A 22,025-nucleotide genomic window follows, 5' to 3' on the forward strand; every position below is an offset into this window, starting at 1 on the left:
GAATGTTTGCCTGCCTCGCCGAGCGTCACGAGCAGAGCGATCGCAATCGCTCCGCCTCTCCGGAGTTACACTATCGACCAGCGCGCGGCAGCAATCCCGCCGCGGTTTGCCGTCCCTGCCCCGCTGTCTACTTCCCGGCCTTGTAGGCTTCGTAGAGTTCGTCGAGGCGGCTCGAAAGATAGGCGCCGAATTCCGGCGCGTCGCCGGTCTTCAGGGCAATCGTGAAGGAGGTGCCGGAACTCTTGATACGGCCGGCGATCTTGCCGCCGCTCGCAGGTTTCCAGTCATACTCGACCGTTTCGGGCTTCGCCTCTTCCTTCCTGGAAAGCTCGGCGACGAGAAGCTCGAAGCGACGGTCGCTCTCCACCGCATTGAAGGTGGACGATCCGATCAGCTTCGTCAGCCGCGAGGCGGCAGCATCCGTCCAATCCTGGGCAAGTGCCATCCAGCGTCTGCGACCGATGCCGGGCGCGGCACCCACCGCCTGGATAATGTCGGCGGGAATGGCTTTCGCCACGGAAATGAGCTTCGACAATTCCGTCTTGTCGGTCGAAAGTGCCTTCATGATGACGGGTCGGTCGAACTTCTTCAGTTCGAGATTGAGCGCGAAGACGGCCCGTTCGATATAGGACAGATTCCGCCGTGCCGAGTTTTCGATGCCCTGCGCGATGACGAGATCGGTATCGTCGAGCTTGCGGATGACCGCCTGCACCTTGCGGCCGAGCAGTTTCACCGCCTGGAGGCGGCGATGGCCATAGGCGACCTGATAGCGCCCGTCATGATGCGGGTTGCGTCGCACGAGGATCGGCACCTCCTGGCCGTTCTGCGCAATCGACTGCACGAGTTCGTCTTCCATGTCGAGCGGCTCGTCGCCGAGACGATCGCGAATGAAAGAGGAATCGATCAACTCCGGATCGAGTTCGACGACATGTTCGCCGGACAGCAGGGCTTCCTCCATCGCCCTGCTCTCTTCCTCCATGCGTCCGAGCGTCAGCGCCATGGTGCGCACCGGGCCGGCCGCGCCGCGCGCGGATGCACCCTCGAAGTTGGCCGCGGCCAACTCCTGCGCCGTATCGGTAAACAGTCCCTTCAGTCGATCGCGTCTGCTCATGTGCGGCCCCATGCTTTATGGATGCTGGCAAGAATTTCGCCATTGGCGGCGTTCACCGATTCCAGAGCCCGGTCATAGGTGGAGCGGCGAACCTGCCCCTTTTCAATCTCGTAGAGGGTCTGCTTGGTGAGGCCCGCATCGGCGATTGCCGTCGATTTCAGGATGGTTGCCGTCAGCACGTCATCGCCGAAGAGGCCGCGCAGGAGCGCCACGATCTGCGACTGCGGAGCATCGAAGGGCTCATGCCGGGTGACGACATATTTGATGAAATCATGCTGCAGGTCGCCGCCGGCCTTGCGCACGACAGACAGAAGATCCGACGTCATCAGCAGGAACTGCGACATGGAGGCGACATCGACCATCTGCGGATGAATGGTGATGAGAAGCGACGTGGCGGCGCAGACGGCACCGAGGGTGAGATAACCGAGTTGCGGCGGGCAGTCGATGACGACGATATCGTAGTCGGCCTCGACTTCGGCAATCGCATTGCCGACACGACGGAAGAACAGCTCTTCCGGCCTCTGGCGATCACTGAGCGCTCGCGGCGTCTCGTGCTCGAACTCCATCAGCTCGAGATTGCCGGGGACCAGATCGAGACCGTCGAAATAGGTCTTGCGGACAATATCCTTCAACGGGCGCCGATGTGCATCGTAGCGGATCGCACCATAGAGCGTATCGCCATCCAAAAGGTCGAATTCCGGCTGGACGCCAAGCAGGGAGGAAAGCGAGGCCTGCGGATCGAGATCGATCGCCAGGACACGATAGCCTTCCAGCGCCAGATGCTGCGCCAGATAGAGCGTGGTCGTCGTCTTGGCCGAACCGCCCTTGAAATTGGTGATCGCGATCGTCTGCAGCTTTTCGCCGTCGCGCCGCCAGGGAAGGTAGGAGAGCGCATCCTTGGGCTTGATCTTCGCCATATGCTGGCGCAACTCGTTGATCTGGCCGAGCGTGTAGGAGCGGCGGCCATTCTGCGAGACGTCCGGCTGCGGCCCCTTGCCGTCCAGGGAGAGCTGGCGCAGATAACCATCGGAAACGCCGATCATCTGCGCCGCTTCACCCGAGCTGAAGGTGCGCAGCGTCTTTTGCGAAAGCGGCGGAAAAAGCCTTTCGCGCAGCAGCTTCAGCTGGCGCGAGAGCTGCGTGGCGTGCCGCTCGATGCGAATGTCTGTCGTCGATACGCTAATGTTGTCCAAAACACTTGCCCTTTCTCAAAGCGCTTTTCCGTCAACATAGCTTCAAAAAGCGTATCGTAGATGACATGATTCGGGGGATGGCGACAATCAACGCTCCGCTAACCACACAGATAGAAAGTTGGCCGCGGCCAACTTCTGGGTCCGCTCTTGCCAAGGGCCGGCTTTAGCGGCACAAACCGCCCATAAATTGCGAGGCAGGAAGCGTGCGGTATATCCATATCATCGGCATCGGCACGGGCAATCCCGAGCATCTGACCGTGCAGGCGATCAATGCCATGAACGGTGCTGACGTCATCTTCATCCCGACCAAGGGCGCCGACAAGGCGAACCTGGCCGACATCAGGCGGGACATCTGCGAGCAATATTTGAGCCGCAAAGACGTCCGCATCGTCGAATTCGAGGTACCGAAACGGGCGGACCAGAACCGCAGCTACATGGAGAGCGTGAACGACTGGCACGCGGCAATCGCCCGCATCTACGAGGGCCTGATCGGAGGCCTGCCGGAAGCAGGAAGCGGCGCCTTCCTCGTCTGGGGCGATCCGAGCCTCTATGACAGCACGATCCGCATCATTGAACGGGTGCGCGATGCCGGGACATGCGCTTTTGCCTACAGCGTCGTGCCGGGCATTACCAGCATCCAGGCGCTGGCGGCAAGCCATCGCATCCCGGTCAACCTCGTCGGCAAGCCGGTCGAGATCACCACCGGCCGGCGGCTGGCGCAAACGGGGCTGACGCACGAGACGACGGTCGTGATGCTGGATGGCGAACAGGCCTTTTCGAAGATCGATGATCCCGATGCCGAGATATTCTGGGGTGCCTATCTCGGCACCAAAGACGAGGTCATCCGCTCCGGCCGCCTTGGCGATATTGCCGGGGATATAGCCCGTCTGCGCGTCGAGGAACGCGCGCGGCACGGCTGGATCATGGACATCTATCTCCTGCGAAAGGGACGGGATTTCGAGGACTGAACGCCGATCACCGGACCGATCTTACTTTGCTGCATCCGGCGCGATCATGTAAGAGATGGACCAAAGGATGGGTGAATGCGCAGCGCTGCCGGCAAGATCTTGAACGCGGGGAGACCCGATATCGCGGGCATGCAGCGTGGTGCCTGCCCGGCGCTTGCCGCACCCATGCAAACCGGCGACGGCCTGTTGGTGCGGCTGCGGCCTGCGGGCGGCGCACTCACGGTTTCCCAGTTCCAACGCCTGGCCCGCGCGGCAGCGCTGCATGGCAACGGCATTCTCGAGATCACCGCGCGCGGCAATCTACAGATCCGGGGGCTCCGTAGCGATACCGTCGGGCCGCTGACGGCGGCGGTCGACAATGCAGGGATCATTGTGCCCGGTGGCGTGGCGATCGAGATTTCGCCGCTGCACGGTATCGACGCCGAAGAGATCGCCGATGCGGCAGAGATGGAGGCCGTGCTGCGCCACAAGCTCGGCGACGTCCTGAACTCCGCACATCTTGCTCCCAAACTCTCCATCCTGATCGACGGAGGCGGCCGCTTTTCGCTTTCCGCTCTCACGGCCGATATCCGCATCGTCGCGCAGCCATCGGGACAATGGCTGGTTTCGATAGCAGGCGATGAAGAGGGCGCGACGCCGCTTGCCCTTGGAAACGCCGATGCCGCTGCCGATGCGGCGAGCGATCTGCTGCAGATGCTGGCCGCCCATGGCAGGAGTGCGCGCGCCCGCGATATCGATGCGGCAGCGCTGACGGCCCGTTTTCCGGATATCGATAGCATTCGATCGACCCGTCCCGTTCCGAAAAAATCCTCCTTCGTCGGCATCACGGCCTTGGGCAATGGCCGCGCCGCACTTGGCGTGCGCCTGACATTCGGTCAGGCAAGAACCGCCGATCTGATCTCCTTCCTGACTTCGGCCGAGAGCGCCGGCGCGGAAGAAATCCGGCTGGCTCCGGATCGTGGCTTCTTCGTGATCGGTCTGCCCGAAACGGCAATGCCGGCGATCCGGAAGGCGGCCGTCGATCACGGCTTCAGTGTGCGGGCAAACGAGCCGGCCGAGCAGGTCGCCGCCTGCGCCGGGGCTAGCGCCTGCGCTTCGGGCTTTTACGAAACGCGGGTCCTGGCCGGTCGGCTGATGGATCGCGCTCCCGCGCTCTTCGACGGCTCGATGAAGCTTCACCTTTCCGGCTGCGCAAAAGGCTGCGCGCATCGGCGCGCCGATCTGGCGATCGTGGGGTCAGCCGAAGGGTACGGCTTTATCGTCGGCGGGCTTGCGGCCGACCCGCCGGCTGCAAGGATTGCTGGCGAACGGATCGATTTCGCTATAGAGAGGCTCGCCCGGCTGATCGAAGACAATAGAGGTGCCGGCGAGTCGAGTGCCGATTGCCTGCAAAGGCTTGGAGCCTCCGGTCTCGCCGAAGCGCTGCAACAGGAATAGCAATGCCAGACTACGATTATATCCGCAGCGGAGACGCGATCTACGAACGCTCCTTCGCGATCATTCGCAGCGAAGCCGATCTGTCGCGTTTTTCGCCCGAGGAGGCCGATATCGCCGTGCGCATGATCCACGCCTGCGGGCTGGTCGAGGCGGCTCAGAATTTCGTCTTCTCGCCCGATTTCGTCCATGCGGCGCGCATTGCCCTGCAGGATGGGGCACCGATCCTCTGCGATGCGGAAATGGTCTCGCATGGCGTGACGCGCGCCCGCCTGCCTGCCGGCAACGAGGTGATCTGCACCCTGCACGATCCCCGCACCCACGAGCTTGCGCGTGAGACCGGAAACACCCGCTCGGCCGCCGCCCTGCATCTCTGGCTCGACCGGCTCGCCGGCAGCGTGGTTGCGATCGGCAATGCACCGACGGCGCTTTTCCATCTTCTCGAACTGCTGCGCGACGGCGCGCCGAAGCCGGCAGCGATCATCGGCATGCCGGTCGGCTTCGTCGGGGCTGCCGAATCCAAGGACGCGCTTGCCGAAAATTCCTACGGCGTTCCCTATGCGATCGTGCGTGGCCGGCTCGGCGGCAGCGCCATGACGGCGGCCGCCATCAATGCGCTTTCGAGGGCCGGCCTATGAGCGCCCGTCTGATCGGCGTCGGCACCGGACCCGGCGATCCCGAGCTTCTCACCGTCAAGGCCGTCCGCGCCATCGAAGGCGCCGACGTCATTGCCTATTTCGCCAAGCAGGGCAGGGGCGGCAACGGCAAGGCGATTGTCGAGCATCTGCTGAAACCCGGCACGACCCTGCTGCCGCTCTACTATCCCGTCACGACCGAACTCGACAAGGACGATCCGCTCTACCAGAGCCGCATCACCGATTTCTACAATGCCTCGGCCGATGCCGTTGCCAGCCAGCTCGAAGCGGGACGCACGGTTGCGGTGCTGAGCGAAGGCGACCCGCTCTTCTACGGCTCCTACATGCATCTGCATGTGCGGCTGTCGCAGCGCTACCCGACCGAGGTCATTCCCGGTATCAGCGCCATGTCGGGCTGCTGGTCGCTGGCAGGCATCCCGATCGTTCAGGGCGACGACGTGCTCTCCGTCCTGCCGGGCACGATGGGCGAACAGGAGCTTACCCGTCGTCTCGCCGATACGGAGGCCGCCGTCATCATGAAGGTCGGCCGCAACCTGCCGAAGATCCGCCGTGCGCTCAAGGCGGCAGGCCGGCTCGAAGATGCGCTTTATGTCGAGCGCGGCACGATGGCGAATGCGGCGATGGTGAAGCTTGCCGAACGGGGCGAGGGTGACGCGCCCTATTTCTCGCTGGTGCTGGTGCCCGGCTGGGAGGCCCGCCGATGAGCGGGCGGCTGTTCGTAATCGGCACCGGTCCCGGCAATCCGGAGCAGATGACGCCGGAAGCGCTGGCCGCCGTTGAAGCCGCGAGCGATTTCTTCGGCTACGGTCCCTATCTCGATCGCCTGAGGCTGCGCGCCGACCAGCGCCGCCATGCCTCCGACAACAGGGAGGAACTAGACCGGGCAGGGGCCGCCCTGGCGCTTGCCGCCGAGGGTGGCGATGTCTGCGTCGTCTCGGGCGGCGATCCGGGCGTCTTTGCCATGGCTGCCGCCGTCTGCGAAGCGATCGACAAGGGACCGTCGGAATGGCGAGATATCCATCTCACCGTTCTGCCCGGTATCACCGCGATGCTGGCGGTCGCCGCCCGTGTCGGCGCACCGCTCGGCCATGATTTCTGCGCGCTCTCGCTGTCGGACAATCTGAAACCCTGGCCCGTCATCGAAAACCGCCTGGCGCTTGCCGCACAAGCCGGCTTCGTCATCGCCCTCTACAATCCGATCAGCAAGGCCCGCCCCTGGCAGCTCGGCACCGCCTTCGAACTGCTGCGGCGGCATCTGCCGGGCGCGACCCCCGTCATCTTCGGCCGCGCGGCCGGCCGGCCGGACGAGCGGATCACGGTGCAGCCGCTGGACACGGCCGATGCCTCCATTGCCGATATGGCGACCTGCGTGATCATCGGTTCGCCGCAGACGCGGGTGATTGCCCGCGAGGGCCAGCCGGACCTGATCTATACGCCGCGCTTCATGACCGGAGAGATGAGATGACCGATCGCTTCGAGCGCCGCTTCCACCGTTTCGACCGACGTCAGGCCGGCAGCGGGCACGCGGGCGATCACCACGACCTTGAGCCCAAGCAGGCGCGCTGCCTCGATCTTGGCGTAGGCCGCCGTGCCGCCGCTGTTCTTGGTGACGACGGCGTCGATGCGGTACTGCCGCATCAGTTCGATTTCGCCCTCGAGCGTGAAGGGGCCACGGTCGAGAATATATTCGACATCGGCAAGGGCGAGCGGCGGATCGACGGGATCGACGCTGCGCACAAGGTAGAAATGCTGCGGCGCAACCTCGGCATGATGGGCGCCCTGCCGGCCGGTCGCCAGGAACACGCGGCGCGGAGCCGGCCCAAGCGATGCAATCGCCGCCGGAATATCGGCCACGATATGCCAGTGGTCGCCAGGTTCCGGCAGCCATTCGGGGCGGACGAGCGCAAGGGCCGGGATACCCGTGCGTCCGGCGGCCATGGCGGCATTGGCAGAAATGCGTTCGGCGAAGGGATGGGTGGCATCGATCAGCAGGCCATAGCCGCCTTCCGTCAGGAAAGTCGCCAGGCCGGCGGCCCCGCCGAAACCGCCGATACGGACGGGAACCGGTTGTCGGGCAGGGGTCTCCGTGCGGCCGGCAAGCGACAACAGGATGTCGAACTCTTCGCGCGCGGCAAGTTCCGCGGCCAGCCTGCGCGCCTCGCCGGTGCCGCCGAGGATCAGGATACGGGTCTTCTCCATGTCTGATACCTCCCCTTCCGGCCCGCGCTGGCTCACTCTTATCGGCATCGGCGAAGATGGTCCAGACGGGCTCGGCGCAGAGGCAAGGCGCCTGATCGCTGCGGCACCTGCCGTCTTCGGCGGCGCGCGCCATCTTGAACTTGCCGATACGTTGATAACGGGCGAACGCCTTGCATGGCAGAGCCCCTTCGAGAAATCGGTGGAGGCGATCGTGGCTCGCCGCGGCACGCCCGTCGTCGTTCTGGCCTCGGGCGATCCGTTCCTCTACGGCGTCGGCGCGACGCTGTCGCGCCGGATCGCGGCGCACGAGATGCGCACGATCCCGGCACCTTCCGCGTTCAGCCTTGCGGCGGCGCGGCTCGGCTGGCCGCTGCAGGAGACGGCCTGCATATCCCTGCATGGACGCCCGCTCGACCTCATCCGCCCGCATCTCCATGCCGGCAGGCACATTCTGGCGCTGACCTCGGACGAGACGGGGCCGCAGGCGCTTGCCGACCTGCTCGTGGCCAACGGCTTTGCCGAGACACGGCTGACGGTTCTGGAAGCGCTTGGCGGCGGGCGGGAGCGCGTCCGCAGCACGACGGCGGCTCGTTTCGATTTCGACGCGATCGATCCGCTGAATGTCTGCGCTCTCGAGGTCGTGGCGGGCAGGGCGGCGCGCGCCCTGCCCTATGCTCCGGGCCTCGACGACGCGCTCTTCGAACATGACGGACAGATCACCAAGCGGGAAGTCCGCGCCATGACCCTTTCGGCGCTTTCGCCGCGTCATGGCGAACTCCTCTGGGATATCGGCGCCGGATCCGGTTCTGTCGGTATCGAATGGATGCTGGCCGATCCGTCGCTCAGAGCAATCGCCATCGAACAGGCGCCGGAACGGGCGGCCCGCATTGCCCGCAATGCCGCGGCCTTCGGCGTGCCGGATCTGGCGCTTGTCGAGGGAACGGCACCCGCAGCGCTTGCCGGCCTGCCGGCACCGGACGCTATCTTCATCGGCGGCGGCGGCAGCGAGGCCGGTGTCATGCAGGCCGCGACCGCGGCTCTGAAGCGGGGAGGGCGGCTCGTCGCCAATGCCGTGACCTTGGAGATGGAAGCGCTGCTCCTGGCCGAATATGCCGCACGCGGCGGCCTGCTCACCAAAATCGAAATCGCCCGCCCCGCCCCCGTCGGCGGCATGAGCGGCTGGCGGCCGGCCATGCCCGTCACGCAATGGCGCTGGATCAAGGAATAGACGAATGGTGGTTCATTTCATCGGCGCCGGACCGGGCGCGGCGGATCTCATCACGGTGCGCGGACGCGACCTGATCGGCAAATGCCCGGTCTGCCTCTATGCCGGCTCCATCGTCTCGCCCGAACTCCTGCAATATTGCCCGCCGGACGCACGCGTCATCGATACCGCGCCCATGTCGCTTGACGAGATCGAGGCCGAATATCTGAAGGCCGCCAATGCCGGCCAGGATGTGGCGCGGCTGCATTCGGGCGATCTCTCCGTCTGGAGCGCTGTCGCCGAGCAGATCCGCCGGCTGGAAAAACACGGCATCGCCTATACGATGACGCCGGGCGTTCCGGCCTTCGCGGCCGCAGCTTCCGCGCTCGGACGCGAACTGACGATCCCGGCCGTGGCGCAAAGCCTCGTGCTCACCCGCGTATCGGGCCGCGCCTCGCCGATGCCGAACGAGGAGACGCTCGAAAAATTCGGCGCAACCGGCGCGACGCTCGCAATCCATCTCGCCATCCATGCGCTGACTGACGTCGTGACGCAACTGACCCCGCTTTACGGTGCCGATTGCCCCGTCGCCATCGTCGTCAAGGCCAGCTGGCCCGACGAGCGCATCCTGCGCGGCACGCTCGCCGATATCGAAAAGAAAGTGGCGGCCGAGCCGATCGAGCGCACGGCCATCATCTTCGTCGGCCGCTCGCTTTCGACGGAGGATTTCCGCGAAAGCTCTCTTTACGACCCTGCCTACCAGCGCCGCTTCCGCGGTCGGGAATAGGGCTTCTCAGACCTTCGCGAGGATATAATCCATGCTCGCCTTCAAGGCCGCGCCGGGGTCCTTCAAGGCATGGACTTCGGATGCGAAGGGCTCGAAAGAAAACGGCCCCTTGTAGCTTGCCTGCAGCAACGCGCTGATCTGGGCGGCGTTACCGAGCCTGTCGTTGGCATCGACGAGGACGCGGTGCGGATCGCGCATGTCGGAGACCGAAACGGCGGGATCGCTGACGCCGGAAATATGCACCAGCCCCGTCAGATGCGGGAAGAAGGGCGTTTCGCCGGCAAGGTGATGGTGAAACGTATCGTGCACCAGCCGGAAGGTCGGCTGCGCATTCAGCGTCTCGATCGCGTCGGCTGCCTCCGCCTTGGAGCGCAGCGAAGAGATTGCAAAGCCGAGCGGCTCCACGAGCCCGACAATGCCGGCGGCATCCAGCATCGGACGGAGTTCCTTGAGCGAGCGGCGGAGATTTGCCTGGCGTTCGCCGTCGGCGCAGCCCGTGCCGTCATTCTTCGGAACCAGCACCAGCGCCTGCGAGCCGACCGCCTTGGCATAATCGATCAGTTCGCGGGCTTCTCTTGCGCGCGTCGCGTTCCATTCGTTGAAGCGCTGCAAGGCGTTGATGGAAATGATCGCGACGCCGTGGCGGGCCGCCGCTTGCTTGATGACCTCTGCCCCCGTGCCATCGAGAATGGCATTGCCGGCGAGATCGTTGCGGATCTCCACCGCATCGATGCCGAGCGAGGCGGCAAGGGCAAAGAAATCCTCGACCGGCAGCGACGGTGCGGCCATATGGTTCAGCGCGAAACGGATGGATGCCATGCGAAATCTCCTCCTCGCCCCTCATGCGTGAGAAGCATTGTGAATGTTCGGCCGATCTCTACTGGAATTTCCCGGCCGATCCATCCGCCGTACCGCATCAAACTCTATCATTGCTGCTAGACTTTCCAGATGGATGATGGAATTCCATCATTTTTAGATATTCTCCGGCAGAAAAATCTCGAAGGGCAGGAAGGATTGACCGGGGACGGCAATCTCGCCCTGTTCCAGCGCCCCCATCATCAGCGACATCACCTCCTGGCAAAGCGCCGGCAGCGGCGTGCCGATCGCCATGGTGACGATGCCGTCGGCAAGGCCGGCCTTGCTGTCCGACGTCAACTCATTGACGATAAGTATGGTGCGGCCGCCGATCCCCTCCTCGCGGAATGCCGAGATCGCCCCTTCCATACCGCCGCCGCAGACATAGAGGCCGGCGAGATCGGGATGTTTCTGCAGGAGCGTCAGCGTCGCCTCATGGGTGATCTCGGGCGTTTCGAGATTGATCAGCGTTTCGACCACCTCGAAATCGGGTGCCTCCTCACGGAAATAGGAGCGGAAGCCCATTTCCCGCAGCTCATGACCGTGAAAGCGGTGGCTGCCGACGAAGCAGGCGACCTTGCCGGGCCGGCGCGCAGCTTTCGCGATCATCCAGGCGGCGGTGCGGCCGGCCTTGCGGTTGTTGACGCCGACATAGGCGTCCCTGACGCCGGTCGCCAGATCCGATAGCAGCGAGAAGACGGGGATGCCGCGCTCCTTCAGCTCCTCGACCGCTGCCGTCACCGCCGGATAATCCGGCCCGACAAGGGCGACGGCCTGGTTTCTGGCGCCAAGCAGCCTGATCTTCTCGACGATTGCCGCCGGCGTTGCGGTTGACGGATATTCCACCTGCGTCTGGATGCGCGCGCTGGTAACATTGCGGGCTGCCGTTTCGATCTCCCGGGCAAAGGCCTGATAGAAAGGTTGTGCCGGCTTCTGCAGGAGGAAGGCCAGCCGATATTGCGGCAGATCCTCGAAGACGCGCTGCCGGATCAGGCCGACGGCATGATAGCCGATCGACTGGGCCGCATCGTAGACGCGCCGCGCCGTTTCCTCCCGCACCCGATGGCGGCCGTTCAACACGCGATCGACGGTGGCGACGCTGACACCGGAAGCCTGGGCGAGATCGGAGATGGTGGGGCGGCGCATGGTTGTTCCTGATAGTTTTCAATCATAAATGAAAGCCAATTTTGATGGCTTTTGATAGAATATATCAAGCCTGCATTGAGCGCCTTTCGAAGTCAACCTATTCTCCGGGCCAGGAGCTGACGAGGGAGGAAGGCATGGCAGGCGAGGCGGGCAAGCGCGATTACAGCCTCTTGGGAGAGAGCGGGCGCACGGCGGTCGAAACCGGGCTGGCGGCTGCGGAATGGTATCACACGGATATTCCGCGCAAGGAGATGAAGGCGTTGATGCAGCGCTCCGACACGCCGGCGATCCGCGACACGGCACTCTGGCTCGGCGGCATGGCGATATCCGCAGCACTTGGCATCTCTTTCTGGGGCTCCTGGATCGCCGTACCCTTCTTTCTGGCCTATGGCGTTCTCTACGGCTCGGCCTCCGACAGCCGCTGGCACGAATGCGGCCACGGCACAGCCTTCAAGACGCGCTGGATGAACGATGTCGTCTACCAGATTGCCTGCTTCATGATCATGCGAAATCCGGTGACATGGCGCTGGAGCCATGCGCGCCACCATACCGACACCGTCATCGTCGGCCGCGACCCCGAGATCGCCGTCATGCGCCCGCCGGACCTCTTCCGTCTGGTGCTCAACGTCTTCGGCATTCTCGATGCCTGGCATGCGATCATCGACATGGTCAGAAATTCGGCCGGCGTCATCAGCCCCGAGGAAAAGACCTTCATTCCCGAGATGGAGCAGCCGAAGGCGATCCGCATTGCCCGTATCTGGCTTGCGATCTACGTCGTCACCATCGCACTCGCCGTCTATATGGGCTCTGTCCTGCCGCTGATGCTGATCGGCCTGCCGCGCCTCTATGGCGCCTGGCACCATGTGCTGACCGGCCTGCTGCAGCATGGCGGGCTTGCCGACAATGTCATCGACCACCGGCTGAACAGCCGCACGGTGTACATGAACCCGATCAGCCGCTTCATCTACTGGAACATGAACTACCACGTCGAACACCACATGTTCCCGATGGTGCCCTACCATGCGCTGCCGAAACTGCATGCGATGATCAAACACGACCTGCCGGCCCCCAATCCGTCGATCTGGTCCGGCTACAGGGAAATGATCCCGGCCTTCCTGCGCCAGCTTCGCAACGAAGACTATTTCCTCAAGCGGGAACTGCCGGCAACGGCGCGGCCCTATCGCGAGGAATTCCACGCCGAACTGGCGCCCGCAGCTCAATAACAAGATCGAGGGAGGAAAAGACATGAGCGGAAACTGGATCGAGGTTTGCGGCAGGGACGAGATCGACGAGGAGGATGTCATTCGCTTCGACCATGGCGGGCGCACCTTTGCCGTCTATCGCAGCCCGGACGACGAATTCTTCGCCACCGACGGGCTCTGCACGCACGAGCAGGTCCATCTCGCCGACGGGCTCGTCATGGACGAGATCATCGAATGTCCCAAGCATAACGGCCGCTTCAACTACAGGACAGGCGAAGCCAAGGGGGCTCCGGTCTGCGTCAACCTGAAGACCTATCCCGTCAAGATCGAAGACGGCGCCGTCTTCATCGCCATCTGAGGCGCGCCATGGCCCATTTCGTCATCATCGGGGCAGGGGAATGCGGAGCGCGTGCCGTCTTCGCGCTCCGGCAAAAGGGCTTTGACGGCGACATCACGCTTGTCGGATCCGAGCCGCATGCGCCCTATGAGCGCCCGCCGCTCTCCAAGGCAGGCCTTGCCGGCAAGGCCGATCCGAAATTCGTCGCCGCAAAGGATGCCTACGAGGCCGGCAGGATCCGCCTGCTGACCGGCATGACGGCAAGCGGCCTCGATACCGCGGCCCATACCGTCGCTCTCTCCGACGGCAGCGAACTCGCTTACGACCGGCTGCTGCTTGCGACAGGCGCCAGTGCGCGCGCCTTTCCCAATGCAGCGGGTGCAAGCAGCCGTATCCGATCGCTGCGCACCTATCATGATGCGGTGACGCTGCGTGCCGCCCTGCAGCCCGGCAAGCGGCTCGCCGTGATCGGCGGCGGCTTCATCGGCCTGGAGGTCGCGGCGACCGCGCGCCAACTCGGTGCCGATGTCATCATCGTCGAAGGGCTGGAACGGGTGCTGAAACGCGCCGTTCCCGAAGACATCGCCCGCCACATCGCCGAACGCCACCGCGCAGAGGGCGTCGATCTGCGCTGCGGCGTCTCCATCGAATCCCTGGCCGAGCAAGACGGCAAGGCCGTGATCCGGCTTTCCTGCGACGAAGTAATCGAGGCCGATCTGGCGCTTGTCGGCATCGGCGCCAGGCCGAATACCGCGCTTGCCGAAGCGGCCGGGATTGTCATCGACAACGGCATTGCCGTCGACGACCGGCTGCGCACCTCCGCCCCCGATATTTTCGCCGCCGGCGACTGCTGCTCCTTCCCGCTCGCACTCTATGGCGGCCGGCGCGTGCGGCTGGAATCCTGGCGCAACGCGCAGGAACAGGGCGTGCTTGCCGCTGCCAACATGCTCGGCGCCGATGAGCCGGTCTCCGCCGTGCCGTGGTTCTGGTCGGATCAGTATGACATGACCTTGCAGATATCAGGGTTGGCCGACGGCGCGGTCACGCATCTGCGCCGCGATCTCGCCGAGGGCGCCTTCATCCTCTTCCATCTCGACGCAGAGGGCCGGCTGCTCGCCGCAAGCGGCATCGGCCTTGGCAATGCGGTCGCCCGCGATATCCGGCTGGCGGAAATGCTGATTGCCGCACGCGCCCATCCCGATCCGGCCGCGCTGACGGCCAGCAATGTCAAGCTGAAGACGCTTCTCGCCGCCTGATACCGGTCCAAAGGATATTGCGATGAAAAAACACAATCGCGCCACGGTCGCCGACCTGCTGGCACTCAAGGGGAAACGGCAGCTCACCATGCTGCGCGTCACCTCGCTCGAAGAGGCGGAAGCGGCGGAAAAGGCCGGCATCGACATGGTCTCCGTGCCGCCGGCCCTGCTCGGCCCGGCCTTTCGCGAGGCGGCTCCCACGCCCTTCGCCATTCCGGGCCTCGAATATGGCGACCATGTCTCGGCCGAGGACTATATGCGCGAGGCCTTCAAGGCGCTCAAAGCCGGAGGCGACGCCGTCTATTGCGCGGCAAGCCTGCAGACCATCAGGCGCATGCGCGACGAAGGCCTTCCCGTCTGCGGCCATGTCGGGCTCATCCCCTCCAAAGCGACCTGGACCGGCGGCTTTCGCGCCGTCGGCAAGACCGCGGCCAGCGCCTTCGATGTCTGGCGCCAGACGAAGGCGCTCCAGGATGCCGGCGCCTTCGCAGCCGAAATCGAGGTCGTTCCCGCCGATGTCGCGGCGGCGATCTCCAACCGCACCTCGATGCTGATGATCTCCATGGGCGCCGGACGGGGCTGCGACGCGCAATATCTCTTCGCCGACGACGTGCTCGGCACGACCCGAGACCACACGCCGCGCCACGCCAAGGTCTATCGCAACTTCGCCGCCGAACATAACCGGCTGCAACGCGAACGCATCGCCGCCTTCAGCGAATTCGCCGAGGATGTCAGTTCCGGCGCCTATCCGGAAAAGCGTCATCTCGTCGGCATCGAAGAGGCCGAATTGCGCAATTTCCTGCACCGGCTGGAGGCGGAGGGGTAGGCGTCTGCTTCAATTCAGAGGCATATCTCGAAGTCGCGCATCCACATCCATCCGCTTGTGCAGGATACGGACAACACCAATCCGACCGTCCTCAAGGCTGCGATGGAACAGGAAGTGCGAATTGATGGCGAGCTTGAGGATGCCGGGCCAGATATCGTCAACAGGCCGTCCGGTCCGACTGCCCGTCCCTATAGCTTCACAAGCCCGGCGGATATCGTCGATATAACGATCCGCCTGTGCCTGACCCCAGTTGTCAAATGTGTAATCCCAGATCGCGTCGAGATCGGCGACAGCTGCCCTGGAAAGGACATAGGCTTTCATTTCATCCGAGTCCGACGCTTGTCCCTGAGGAAGGCGTCGAAATCGAAGTCTTCAGCCTCGCCACTATCGATGCCGGCGCTGATCGCATCACGCAGCGCTTTGACCTTTGCCTCGTGCTCCTCGAGAAGCCGCAGGCCGGCGCGGATGACCTCGCTTGCCGAGCCGTAGCGGCCTTCGACGACCTGCCGCTCGATGAAACCCGCGAAATGATCGCCCAAGGCGATGGATGTATTCTTGGACAAGGAAGCCTCCTGCGTTGTTACCAATATATACCAAAATTTGGTAGCTCTCAACGCGACCTATGCGTCTTTACTGGGGAGCGCGCGCGCCCGTCATTGGCATCGGACATGCCCTATGCCAGAGAATAGAACCATCAGAAACAGATTCTCAGGCGCCGGTGACGATAGGCTTTGCACATGCGGAACTGATCGCGGTTCTCGTCGCAGTGACGGGCGATGAACCGCGCGTCATGACGATCCGCAATGGCGATGCGTTGCCATCAGGCCCTTTCGAAATGGGCCATCGCACGCTGCAATCGGGCCTGCGTGAATGGATCCAGGAGCAGACCGCCCATCCCGTCGGTTTTCTCGAGCAGCTCTACACCTTTGCCGACCGCGACCGGAACAACGATATCCAGGGCGGGCGCACCATCTCGATCAGCTATCTCGGCCTCGTCAACGAACAGTCGGGCGCCGGGCGGCCGGGCTGGCATGGCTGGTACGAATATTTCCCCTGGGAAGACCATCGCGACGGGCGGCCGGCCATTCTCGACGACCTGATCGCGCGCCTGCGCCTCTGGGCCGATGCCGATCCGGCAAGACGCGAATACCGTCATCGCCGCGCCGATTTCACCTTCGGGCTCGATGGCGGCGGCTGGAACGAGGATCTGACGCTGCAGCGTTATGAGCTGCTCTATGAGGCCGGTCTCGTCTCCGAAGCCGGCGCCAGCAAGGACGACAATCTCGGCCGGGCAATGTTTGCCGATCACCGGCGGATTTTAGCGACCGGCATTGCGCGGCTGCGCGCCAAGATCAAATACCGCCCCGTCGTCTTCGAACTCATGCCGGAAAGCTTCACGCTGCTGCAATTGCAGCGCGCCGTCGAAGCGCTGGCCGGCCTGACCCTGCACAAGCAGAATTTCCGCCGCCTGATCGAACAGCAGGAACTGGTGGAGGCAACCGGTGAGGCGACAAGCGAGACCGGCGGCCGGCCGGCCAAGCTTTTCCGCTTCCGCCAGACCATTCTCGAAGAGCGCGCGCTCGCCGGAACGAAATTACCGCTCTCCCGCAATTGACATATGCTCATCGTGAGAATATCTCTTTGCGCATAATATGCTCAAATCGAGCATAATCGATGGAGCCGGCCATGAACCACCTTGTATCCGCGTCGTCCCTCTATGATCGCGTCAGCCGCGTCATTCCCAAAGCCGAATGGATGATGTTCCAGGACGATGTCGATGCGATCCTGGAGCTGAAGCGCAGGCGCAATGCCGTCATCCTCGCGCATAACTACCAGACGCCGGAGATCTTCCATGGCGTGGCCGATATTGTCGGCGACAGCCTGGCGCTGGCGCGCAAGGCAATCGAGGTCGATGCCGATGTCATCGTGCTTGCCGGCGTGCATTTCATGGCCGAGACGGCAAAGCTCCTCAACCCGGAAAAGACCGTGCTGATCCCCGACATGGGTGCCGGCTGTTCGCTGGCGGATTCGATCACGCCCGAGGATATCGCGCTGCTGCGCCAGGCCCATCCGGGCGTGCCCGTCGTCACCTATGTCAACACCTCGGCGGTCGTCAAAGCCGCCTCGGACATCTGCTGCACCTCGGGCAATGCCAAACAGGTGGTCGAATCGCTCGGCGTGCCGCGCGTGCTGATGATCCCCGACGAATATCTTGCCCGCAATGTCGCCAAGGAAACCGATGTCGAGATCATCGCCTGGCATGGCCATTGCGAGGTGCACGAGCTTTTCACTGCCGACGACATCAGGCAATTGCGCGAAAACCATCCGGGCGTGACGGTCCTTGCCCATCCCGAATGCCCGCCCGATGTCGTTGCCGAGGCCGATTTTGCCGGCTCCACGGCCGTCATGTCCGATTATGTCGGTCAGAAGAAGCCGGCCCGCGTCGTGCTGCTGACGGAATGCTCGATGAGCGACAATGTCGCCGTGCATCACCCGGACGTCGAATTCATCCGCCCCTGTAATCTCTGCCCGCATATGAAGCGCATCACGCTGTCCAATATCCGCACGGCTCTCGAAGAAAACCGCCATGAAGTGACGGTCGATCCCGCGATTGCCGCTGCTGCCCGGCGCGCCGTCGAGAGGATGCTTTCGGTATGAACGGGAGCGACATGAGCGGGATATCCGACCAGCTTGCCGGCCGCACCGTCATCGTCGGCAGCGGCCTTGCCGGACTGATGACGACGCTGACGCTGGCGCCCGAGCCCGTTGTCATCGTCACCCGCGCGGGCCTTGGCGCAGAGACGTCGAGCGCCTGGGCGCAGGGCGGCATGGCCGCCGCCCTCGGAGCCGATGACAGCGCCGAACTGCATCTGGCCGACACGCTTGCTGCCGGCGACGGGCTTTGCGATCCCGTCATCGCCGCCGGCATCGTCGCCGAGGCGCCGGCCGCCATTGCCGCGCTGGAGCAGGCAGGGGTGCGCTTCGACAGGACGGCGGACGGCCGCTTTGCCCTCGGCCTGGAAGCGGCCCATAGCCGGCGCCGCATCGTGCATGCGCAAGGCGACGGTTCGGGAGCGGCTGTCATCCGCGCGCTGGTCGAAGCGGTTGGCGCCACGCCTTCCATCACCGTGCTCGAAGGGCTGGAGGCCCGCCGCCTCCTGACGGATGAGAGCGGCGTCACCGGCCTCGTCTGCGCCGGCAGGAACGGCGCCGTCATGCTGCCGACGCGGCGCATCGTGCTGGCAACCGGCGGCATCGGCGGGCTCTATGAGGCAACCACCAACCCGACCGGCAATTTCGGCCAGGGCATCATGCTCGCGGCGCGGGCCGGAGCCGAGCTTGCCGATATGGAATTCGTTCAGTTCCACCCGACCGCGCTCGATTCCCGCCGCCGGCCGCTGGCGCTCGTCAGCGAAGCCGTGCGCGGCGAGGGTGCGGTGCTCGTCAACGAGCATGGCGAGCGTTTCATGGCCGGCGTGGCTGCAGCCGAACTGGCGCCGCGCGATGTCGTCGCCCGCGCCATCAGCGCCGAACTGTCGCGTGGGGGCAGGGTGTTCCTCGACGCGCGCGCAGCGCTTGGCAATCGTTTCGCAACCCGTTTCCCGGTCATCGACGCACTCTGCCGGGAAGCCGGCATCGATGCCGCCTCCCAGCTGATCCCGGTGCGGCCCGCCGTCCACTACCACATGGGCGGAGTGGCGACCGATGCCGCCGGCCGCAGCTCCGTCGCCGGGCTCTGGGTGGCCGGCGAGGCGGCCGCCACCGGCCTGCACGGCGCAAACCGGCTCGCCAGCAATTCCCTGCTGGAGGCCGCCGTCATGGGCATGCGCGCCGCGCGCGCCATTCTCGCCGCGCCGTCGGCAAAACCGCCCATGCCCGCGTCCATCCGGGCGCTGCCGCCGGCAGCCGATCCTTCGCTTGTCCGGCCGATCGTTTCACGCCATCTCGGCGTGCTGCGCAACGCGGGCGCCATCCACGACGCCGTCGCTAACCTGCTGCCGCTCGCCGAAGGCGAAGGACCGGCTGCCGATCCGGCGATCGTTGCGCTTCTGATCGCCGTCTTCGCCAGCCTTCGGGCGGAATCGCGCGGGGCGCATGCGCGTACCGATTATCCGCTGAAGCGTGCGGAAGCCGCGCGGCGGCGGATGACCCTGGCCGAAGCCTTCGAAATCGCCCGGACAACGGCTTCCCATCCCCTTGCAAGGAGTGCCTGAGATGAACCTCGCTTCCCTTCCGCGCGTCATTGTCGAGCCACTGGTGCGCGCAGCCTTGGCCGAGGATCTCGGCCTTGCCGGCGATATCACCTCCGCTGCCGTCATCCCCCCGGACCATCGCTCGACGGTCGTTATGGCCGCCCGCCAGCCGGGCGTGGTTGCCGGTCTCGACGCGGCGGAGCTTGCCTTCCAGCTTGTCGATCCCGCCATCACGATGCGGCAACATCTGCCTGATGGGACTGCCGTTCAGCCGGGCAGCGTGATCGCCACCATCGAAGGCCCGTCGCGCGGGCTTTTGACGGGCGAACGCACGGCGCTGAATTTTCTCGGCCATCTTTCCGGCATCGCCACGGTGACGGCCGGCATCGTGGCGGCGATCCGCGGCACGAAGGCCTCCGTCGTCTGCACCCGCAAGACGACGCCGGGCCTGCGGGCGCTCGAAAAATATGCCGTGCGCGCCGGCGGCGGCATGAACCACCGCTTCGCGCTACACGATGCCGTGCTGATCAAGGACAATCACGTCGCCATTGCCGGCAGCGTTTCGCAAGCCATCCGCCGCGCCAAAGCCTCTGTCGGCCATATGGTCAAGATCGAAGTGGAGGTCGACACGCTCGACCAGCTGCACGAGGCGATGGCGGAGGGGGTCGATGCCGTTCTCCTCGACAATATGACGCCCGACCAGCTGCGCGAGGCGGTCGGCATCGTCGCCGGCCGGGCGATCACGGAGGCGTCGGGCCGCGTCACCCCGGCAACGGCGCCGGCCATCGCAGCCTCCGGCATCGACCTGATCTCGGTCGGCTGGCTGACGCACAGCGCCCCGGTTCTCGATATCGGCCTCGATTTCGTCGAAGCCGCTGCCGCAAGCGCTGCGCCATTGCGCCGGGTTGCGCAGGCGTTCTAGGCGCCGTTCAAACCCGGCCGCGATCCGGTTTCGCGTCATGTTCCGCAGGCGTTTTTCGCTGGACACGGCCCCAAGCTATTGCAAATCTCTGGACGCGCGCTGAGGAGCGAGGCGAATTGGAGGAAATAGATTTGCAAAAACATGATGTTATTCCGTTGATGGGGTTTGGCACTTACGGGCGCAACGGCACCACAGGCATCGATGCGATCCTGTGCGCCCTCGAAACCGGCTACCGGCATCTCGATACTGCCCAAACCTATGATACCGAATTCGAAGTCGGCGAAGCGCTCAGCCGCTCGGGCCTTGACCGAAACGACGTCTTCCTGACGACGAAGATTTCGACCGATAATTTCGGTCCGGGCGCGCTCGTGCCCTCGCTGGAAAAGAGCCTGGAAGCGCTCAAGGTCGATCGGGTGGACCTGACGCTGATCCACTGGCCCTCACCCAACGGCCGCGTTCCGCTCGAGGTCTACATCACCCAGATCGCCGAGGCACAGGCGCGCGGCCTGACGAAGCTGATCGGCGTCTCGAACTTCACGATCGCGCTGCTGGAACAGACCGAAGCGCTGCTCGGCAAGGGAAAGATCGCCAACAACCAGTTCGAGCTGAACCCGATCCTGCAGAACAAGAAGCTCGCAAACCATTGCCAGGAAAAGGGGATCCTCGTCACCTGCTACCTGCCGATCGCCCGCGGCATGTTGTCCGACGAGCCGGTCCTGCGCTCGATCGGCGAAAAATACGACGCGACGCCGGAGCAGGTGGCGATCGCCTTCGAGCTTGCCAAGGGCTATTGCACCATCCCGACTTCGGGCCGGCCGGAGCGCATCCGCTCGAACTTCAGGGCAAGCGCGATCACGCTTTCGCCTGAGGAGATCGGCCGCATCGAGACCATCGACCGCAACCACCGCGTCGTCGATCCGGACTGGGGGCCGGACTGGGACTGAGGTTTCTCCGCGAATGACATGTCTTGCGAACTTTCAGGGCGCGCTCTGCCTGCGAACGCCCCTTTACATCATTGTCTCAATCGCGTCGTAGTTTGCCGTCGTAACGTGCACGATCGTCAGTCTGACAGAGTAATGAACCGCTGCTCCCGCAGCGGCGCAATTGCGGTTGCTTGAGGCTTCGGGGCGATACGGAACGCCCGGTGCCTCCCCGGTACCGGAACGCGCAATGCCCTGATTGTGGGCGACGGTTTGGAGATTGGGTGTGAGCGATCGTATTCACGATATTTTCGTCATCGGCGGAGGGATCAACGGCTGCGGGATCGCGCGCGATGCGGTCGGGCGCGGTTATGCGGTTGCGCTTGCCGAGATGAACGATTTCGCTTCGGGTACGTCGTCCGGCGCCACCAAGCTGATCCATGGCGGCTTGCGCTACCTCGAATATTACGAGTTCCGCCTGGTGCGCGAATCGCTGATGGAGCGCGAGATCCTCTGGGCCATGGCCCCGCACATCATCTGGCCGCTGCGCTTCGTCCTGCCCTATCACAAGGGCGGCATCCGCCCGGCCTGGATGATCCGGCTTGGCCTGTTCCTCTACGACCATCTCGGCGGCCGCAGGCTTCTGCCGCCGACGGCCGTGCTCGACATGCGCAGCGATGCGGCGGCAAAGCCGCTGAAGGCGCTGTTCACCAAGGCCTTCGAATATTCCGACGGCTGGGTCGACGATGCCCGCATGGTGGTGCTGAACGCCCGCGACGCCGCCGACAAGGGGGCGCTGGTCATGCCGCGCACCAA

At 64.3% G+C, this 22,025-nt stretch carries 24 protein-coding genes; 17 read left to right on the forward strand and 7 right to left on the reverse strand.

What is annotated here, in order from left to right; genetic code table 11:
• Window positions 1-127: 127 nt before the first annotated feature.
• Window positions 128-1,111, reverse strand: coding sequence for a plasmid partitioning protein RepB (gene repB, locus ACFPWW_RS18840; protein WP_377312911.1), 984 nt, complete (start codon window positions 1,109-1,111; stop codon window positions 128-130).
• Window positions 1,108-2,304: a plasmid partitioning protein RepA gene (repA, locus tag ACFPWW_RS18845; RefSeq protein ID WP_113413983.1), complete on the reverse strand. Its 1,197-nt coding sequence runs from the start codon at window positions 2,302-2,304 to the stop codon at window positions 1,108-1,110. Before repA ends, repB begins: the two co-directional genes overlap by 4 nt.
• A 203-nt stretch (window positions 2,305-2,507) precedes the next feature.
• On the opposite strand from repA, the gene cobF reads away from it, so the two are divergent.
• The 5 genes from cobF (at window position 2,508) to ACFPWW_RS18870 (ending at window position 6,827) form a co-directional block, all read left to right on the forward strand.
• Entirely contained in the window at window positions 2,508-3,272 is a 765-nt protein-coding gene (cobF, locus tag ACFPWW_RS18850; protein WP_377312912.1) for a precorrin-6A synthase (deacetylating), read from the forward strand.
• A gap of 75 nt (window positions 3,273-3,347) precedes the next feature.
• Entirely contained in the window at window positions 3,348-4,709 is a 1,362-nt protein-coding gene (cobG, locus tag ACFPWW_RS18855) for a precorrin-3B synthase (protein ID WP_377312913.1), read from the forward strand.
• Between the two features lie 2 nt (window positions 4,710-4,711).
• Window positions 4,712-5,344, forward strand: coding sequence for a precorrin-8X methylmutase (locus ACFPWW_RS18860; RefSeq protein WP_112704344.1), 633 nt, complete (start codon window positions 4,712-4,714; stop codon window positions 5,342-5,344).
• The gene (locus ACFPWW_RS18865; protein ID WP_377312914.1) at window positions 5,341-6,066 is read left to right on the forward strand and encodes a precorrin-2 C(20)-methyltransferase; all 726 of its coding nucleotides are present in this window, start codon (window positions 5,341-5,343) and stop codon (window positions 6,064-6,066) included. The genes ACFPWW_RS18860 and ACFPWW_RS18865 overlap by 4 nt, the downstream gene beginning before the upstream one ends.
• Window positions 6,063-6,827, forward strand: coding sequence for a precorrin-3B C(17)-methyltransferase (locus ACFPWW_RS18870; RefSeq protein ID WP_377312915.1), 765 nt, complete (start codon window positions 6,063-6,065; stop codon window positions 6,825-6,827). Before ACFPWW_RS18865 ends, ACFPWW_RS18870 begins: the two co-directional genes overlap by 4 nt.
• Here the strand turns inward: ACFPWW_RS18870 and ACFPWW_RS18875 are convergent.
• Complete coding sequence (locus ACFPWW_RS18875) at window positions 6,791-7,561, reverse strand: cobalt-precorrin-6A reductase (protein WP_377312916.1); 771 nt, start codon at window positions 7,559-7,561, stop codon at window positions 6,791-6,793. The two genes, ACFPWW_RS18870 and ACFPWW_RS18875, sit on opposite strands and share 37 nt — an antisense overlap.
• Here ACFPWW_RS18875 and cbiE point away from each other — a divergent pair.
• Together cbiE and cobM are read left to right on the forward strand one after the other, a co-directional pair.
• Entirely contained in the window at window positions 7,560-8,789 is a 1,230-nt protein-coding gene (cbiE, locus tag ACFPWW_RS18880) for a precorrin-6y C5,15-methyltransferase (decarboxylating) subunit CbiE (RefSeq protein WP_377312917.1), read from the forward strand. The genes ACFPWW_RS18875 and cbiE overlap by 2 nt on opposite strands.
• Window positions 8,790-8,793: 4 nt before the next feature.
• Entirely contained in the window at window positions 8,794-9,552 is a 759-nt protein-coding gene (gene cobM / locus ACFPWW_RS18885) for a precorrin-4 C(11)-methyltransferase (RefSeq protein ID WP_377312918.1), read from the forward strand.
• 6 nt (window positions 9,553-9,558) lie between these two features.
• On the opposite strand, the gene ACFPWW_RS18890 is transcribed toward cobM, so the two are convergent.
• Together ACFPWW_RS18890 and ACFPWW_RS18895 are read right to left on the reverse strand one after the other, a co-directional pair.
• A complete protein-coding gene (locus ACFPWW_RS18890; RefSeq protein WP_377312919.1) occupies window positions 9,559-10,371 on the reverse strand; it encodes a TIM barrel protein in 813 nt (270 codons plus the stop codon).
• 153 nt (window positions 10,372-10,524) lie between these two features.
• On the reverse strand, window positions 10,525-11,553 hold the full coding sequence (locus ACFPWW_RS18895) for a LacI family DNA-binding transcriptional regulator (RefSeq protein WP_112704337.1): 1,029 nt from the start codon (window positions 11,551-11,553) through the stop codon (window positions 10,525-10,527).
• A gap of 134 nt (window positions 11,554-11,687) precedes the next feature.
• On the opposite strand from ACFPWW_RS18895, the gene ACFPWW_RS18900 reads away from it, so the two are divergent.
• The 4 genes from ACFPWW_RS18900 to ACFPWW_RS18915 are packed head-to-tail and all read left to right on the forward strand — an operon-like array spanning window position 11,688 to window position 15,174.
• Window positions 11,688-12,776: a fatty acid desaturase family protein gene (locus ACFPWW_RS18900; protein ID WP_377312920.1), complete on the forward strand. Its 1,089-nt coding sequence runs from the start codon at window positions 11,688-11,690 to the stop codon at window positions 12,774-12,776.
• A gap of 22 nt (window positions 12,777-12,798) precedes the next feature.
• Entirely contained in the window at window positions 12,799-13,113 is a 315-nt protein-coding gene (locus tag ACFPWW_RS18905; RefSeq protein WP_112572043.1) for a MocE family 2Fe-2S type ferredoxin, read from the forward strand.
• A gap of 8 nt (window positions 13,114-13,121) precedes the next feature.
• Entirely contained in the window at window positions 13,122-14,348 is a 1,227-nt protein-coding gene (locus ACFPWW_RS18910) for an NAD(P)/FAD-dependent oxidoreductase (protein ID WP_377312921.1), read from the forward strand.
• Window positions 14,349-14,370: 22 nt separating this feature from the next.
• Window positions 14,371-15,174, forward strand: coding sequence for a 3-methyl-2-oxobutanoate hydroxymethyltransferase (locus ACFPWW_RS18915; RefSeq protein ID WP_377312922.1), 804 nt, complete (start codon window positions 14,371-14,373; stop codon window positions 15,172-15,174).
• 9 nt (window positions 15,175-15,183) lie between these two features.
• On the opposite strand, the gene ACFPWW_RS18920 is transcribed toward ACFPWW_RS18915, so the two are convergent.
• A complete protein-coding gene (locus ACFPWW_RS18920; protein WP_377312923.1) occupies window positions 15,184-15,495 on the reverse strand; it encodes a type II toxin-antitoxin system RelE/ParE family toxin in 312 nt (103 codons plus the stop codon).
• The gene (locus tag ACFPWW_RS18925) at window positions 15,492-15,737 is read right to left on the reverse strand and encodes a type II toxin-antitoxin system ParD family antitoxin (protein ID WP_377312924.1); all 246 of its coding nucleotides are present in this window, start codon (window positions 15,735-15,737) and stop codon (window positions 15,492-15,494) included. Before ACFPWW_RS18925 ends, ACFPWW_RS18920 begins: the two co-directional genes overlap by 4 nt.
• A gap of 155 nt (window positions 15,738-15,892) precedes the next feature.
• Here ACFPWW_RS18925 and ACFPWW_RS18930 point away from each other — a divergent pair, with 155 nt between their 5' ends.
• The 6 genes from ACFPWW_RS18930 to ACFPWW_RS18955 all read left to right on the forward strand — a co-directional run.
• Entirely contained in the window at window positions 15,893-16,789 is an 897-nt protein-coding gene (locus tag ACFPWW_RS18930) for an NUDIX hydrolase (RefSeq protein WP_377312925.1), read from the forward strand.
• Between the two features lie 71 nt (window positions 16,790-16,860).
• Window positions 16,861-17,832 (forward strand): quinolinate synthase NadA, encoded by a 972-nt coding sequence (gene nadA, locus ACFPWW_RS18935; protein ID WP_377312926.1) that lies wholly within the window; start codon window positions 16,861-16,863, stop codon window positions 17,830-17,832.
• An 11-nt stretch (window positions 17,833-17,843) separates the two neighbouring features.
• The gene (locus ACFPWW_RS18940; RefSeq protein WP_377313040.1) at window positions 17,844-19,388 is read left to right on the forward strand and encodes an L-aspartate oxidase; all 1,545 of its coding nucleotides are present in this window, start codon (window positions 17,844-17,846) and stop codon (window positions 19,386-19,388) included.
• Between the two features lies 1 nt (window position 19,389).
• On the forward strand, window positions 19,390-20,289 hold the full coding sequence (gene nadC, locus ACFPWW_RS18945) for a carboxylating nicotinate-nucleotide diphosphorylase (RefSeq protein ID WP_377312927.1): 900 nt from the start codon (window positions 19,390-19,392) through the stop codon (window positions 20,287-20,289).
• A gap of 158 nt (window positions 20,290-20,447) precedes the next feature.
• On the forward strand, window positions 20,448-21,233 hold the full coding sequence (locus ACFPWW_RS18950) for an aldo/keto reductase (RefSeq protein ID WP_377312928.1): 786 nt from the start codon (window positions 20,448-20,450) through the stop codon (window positions 21,231-21,233).
• Between the two features lie 262 nt (window positions 21,234-21,495).
• On the forward strand, window positions 21,496-22,025 hold a 530-nt coding region (locus ACFPWW_RS18955), incomplete at its 3' end, for an FAD-dependent oxidoreductase (RefSeq protein WP_377312929.1).

It is taken from the genome of Rhizobium sp. GCM10022189 (assembly GCF_042656325.1).
In the GTDB taxonomy this organism is placed as follows: domain Bacteria; phylum Pseudomonadota; class Alphaproteobacteria; order Rhizobiales; family Rhizobiaceae; genus Rhizobium.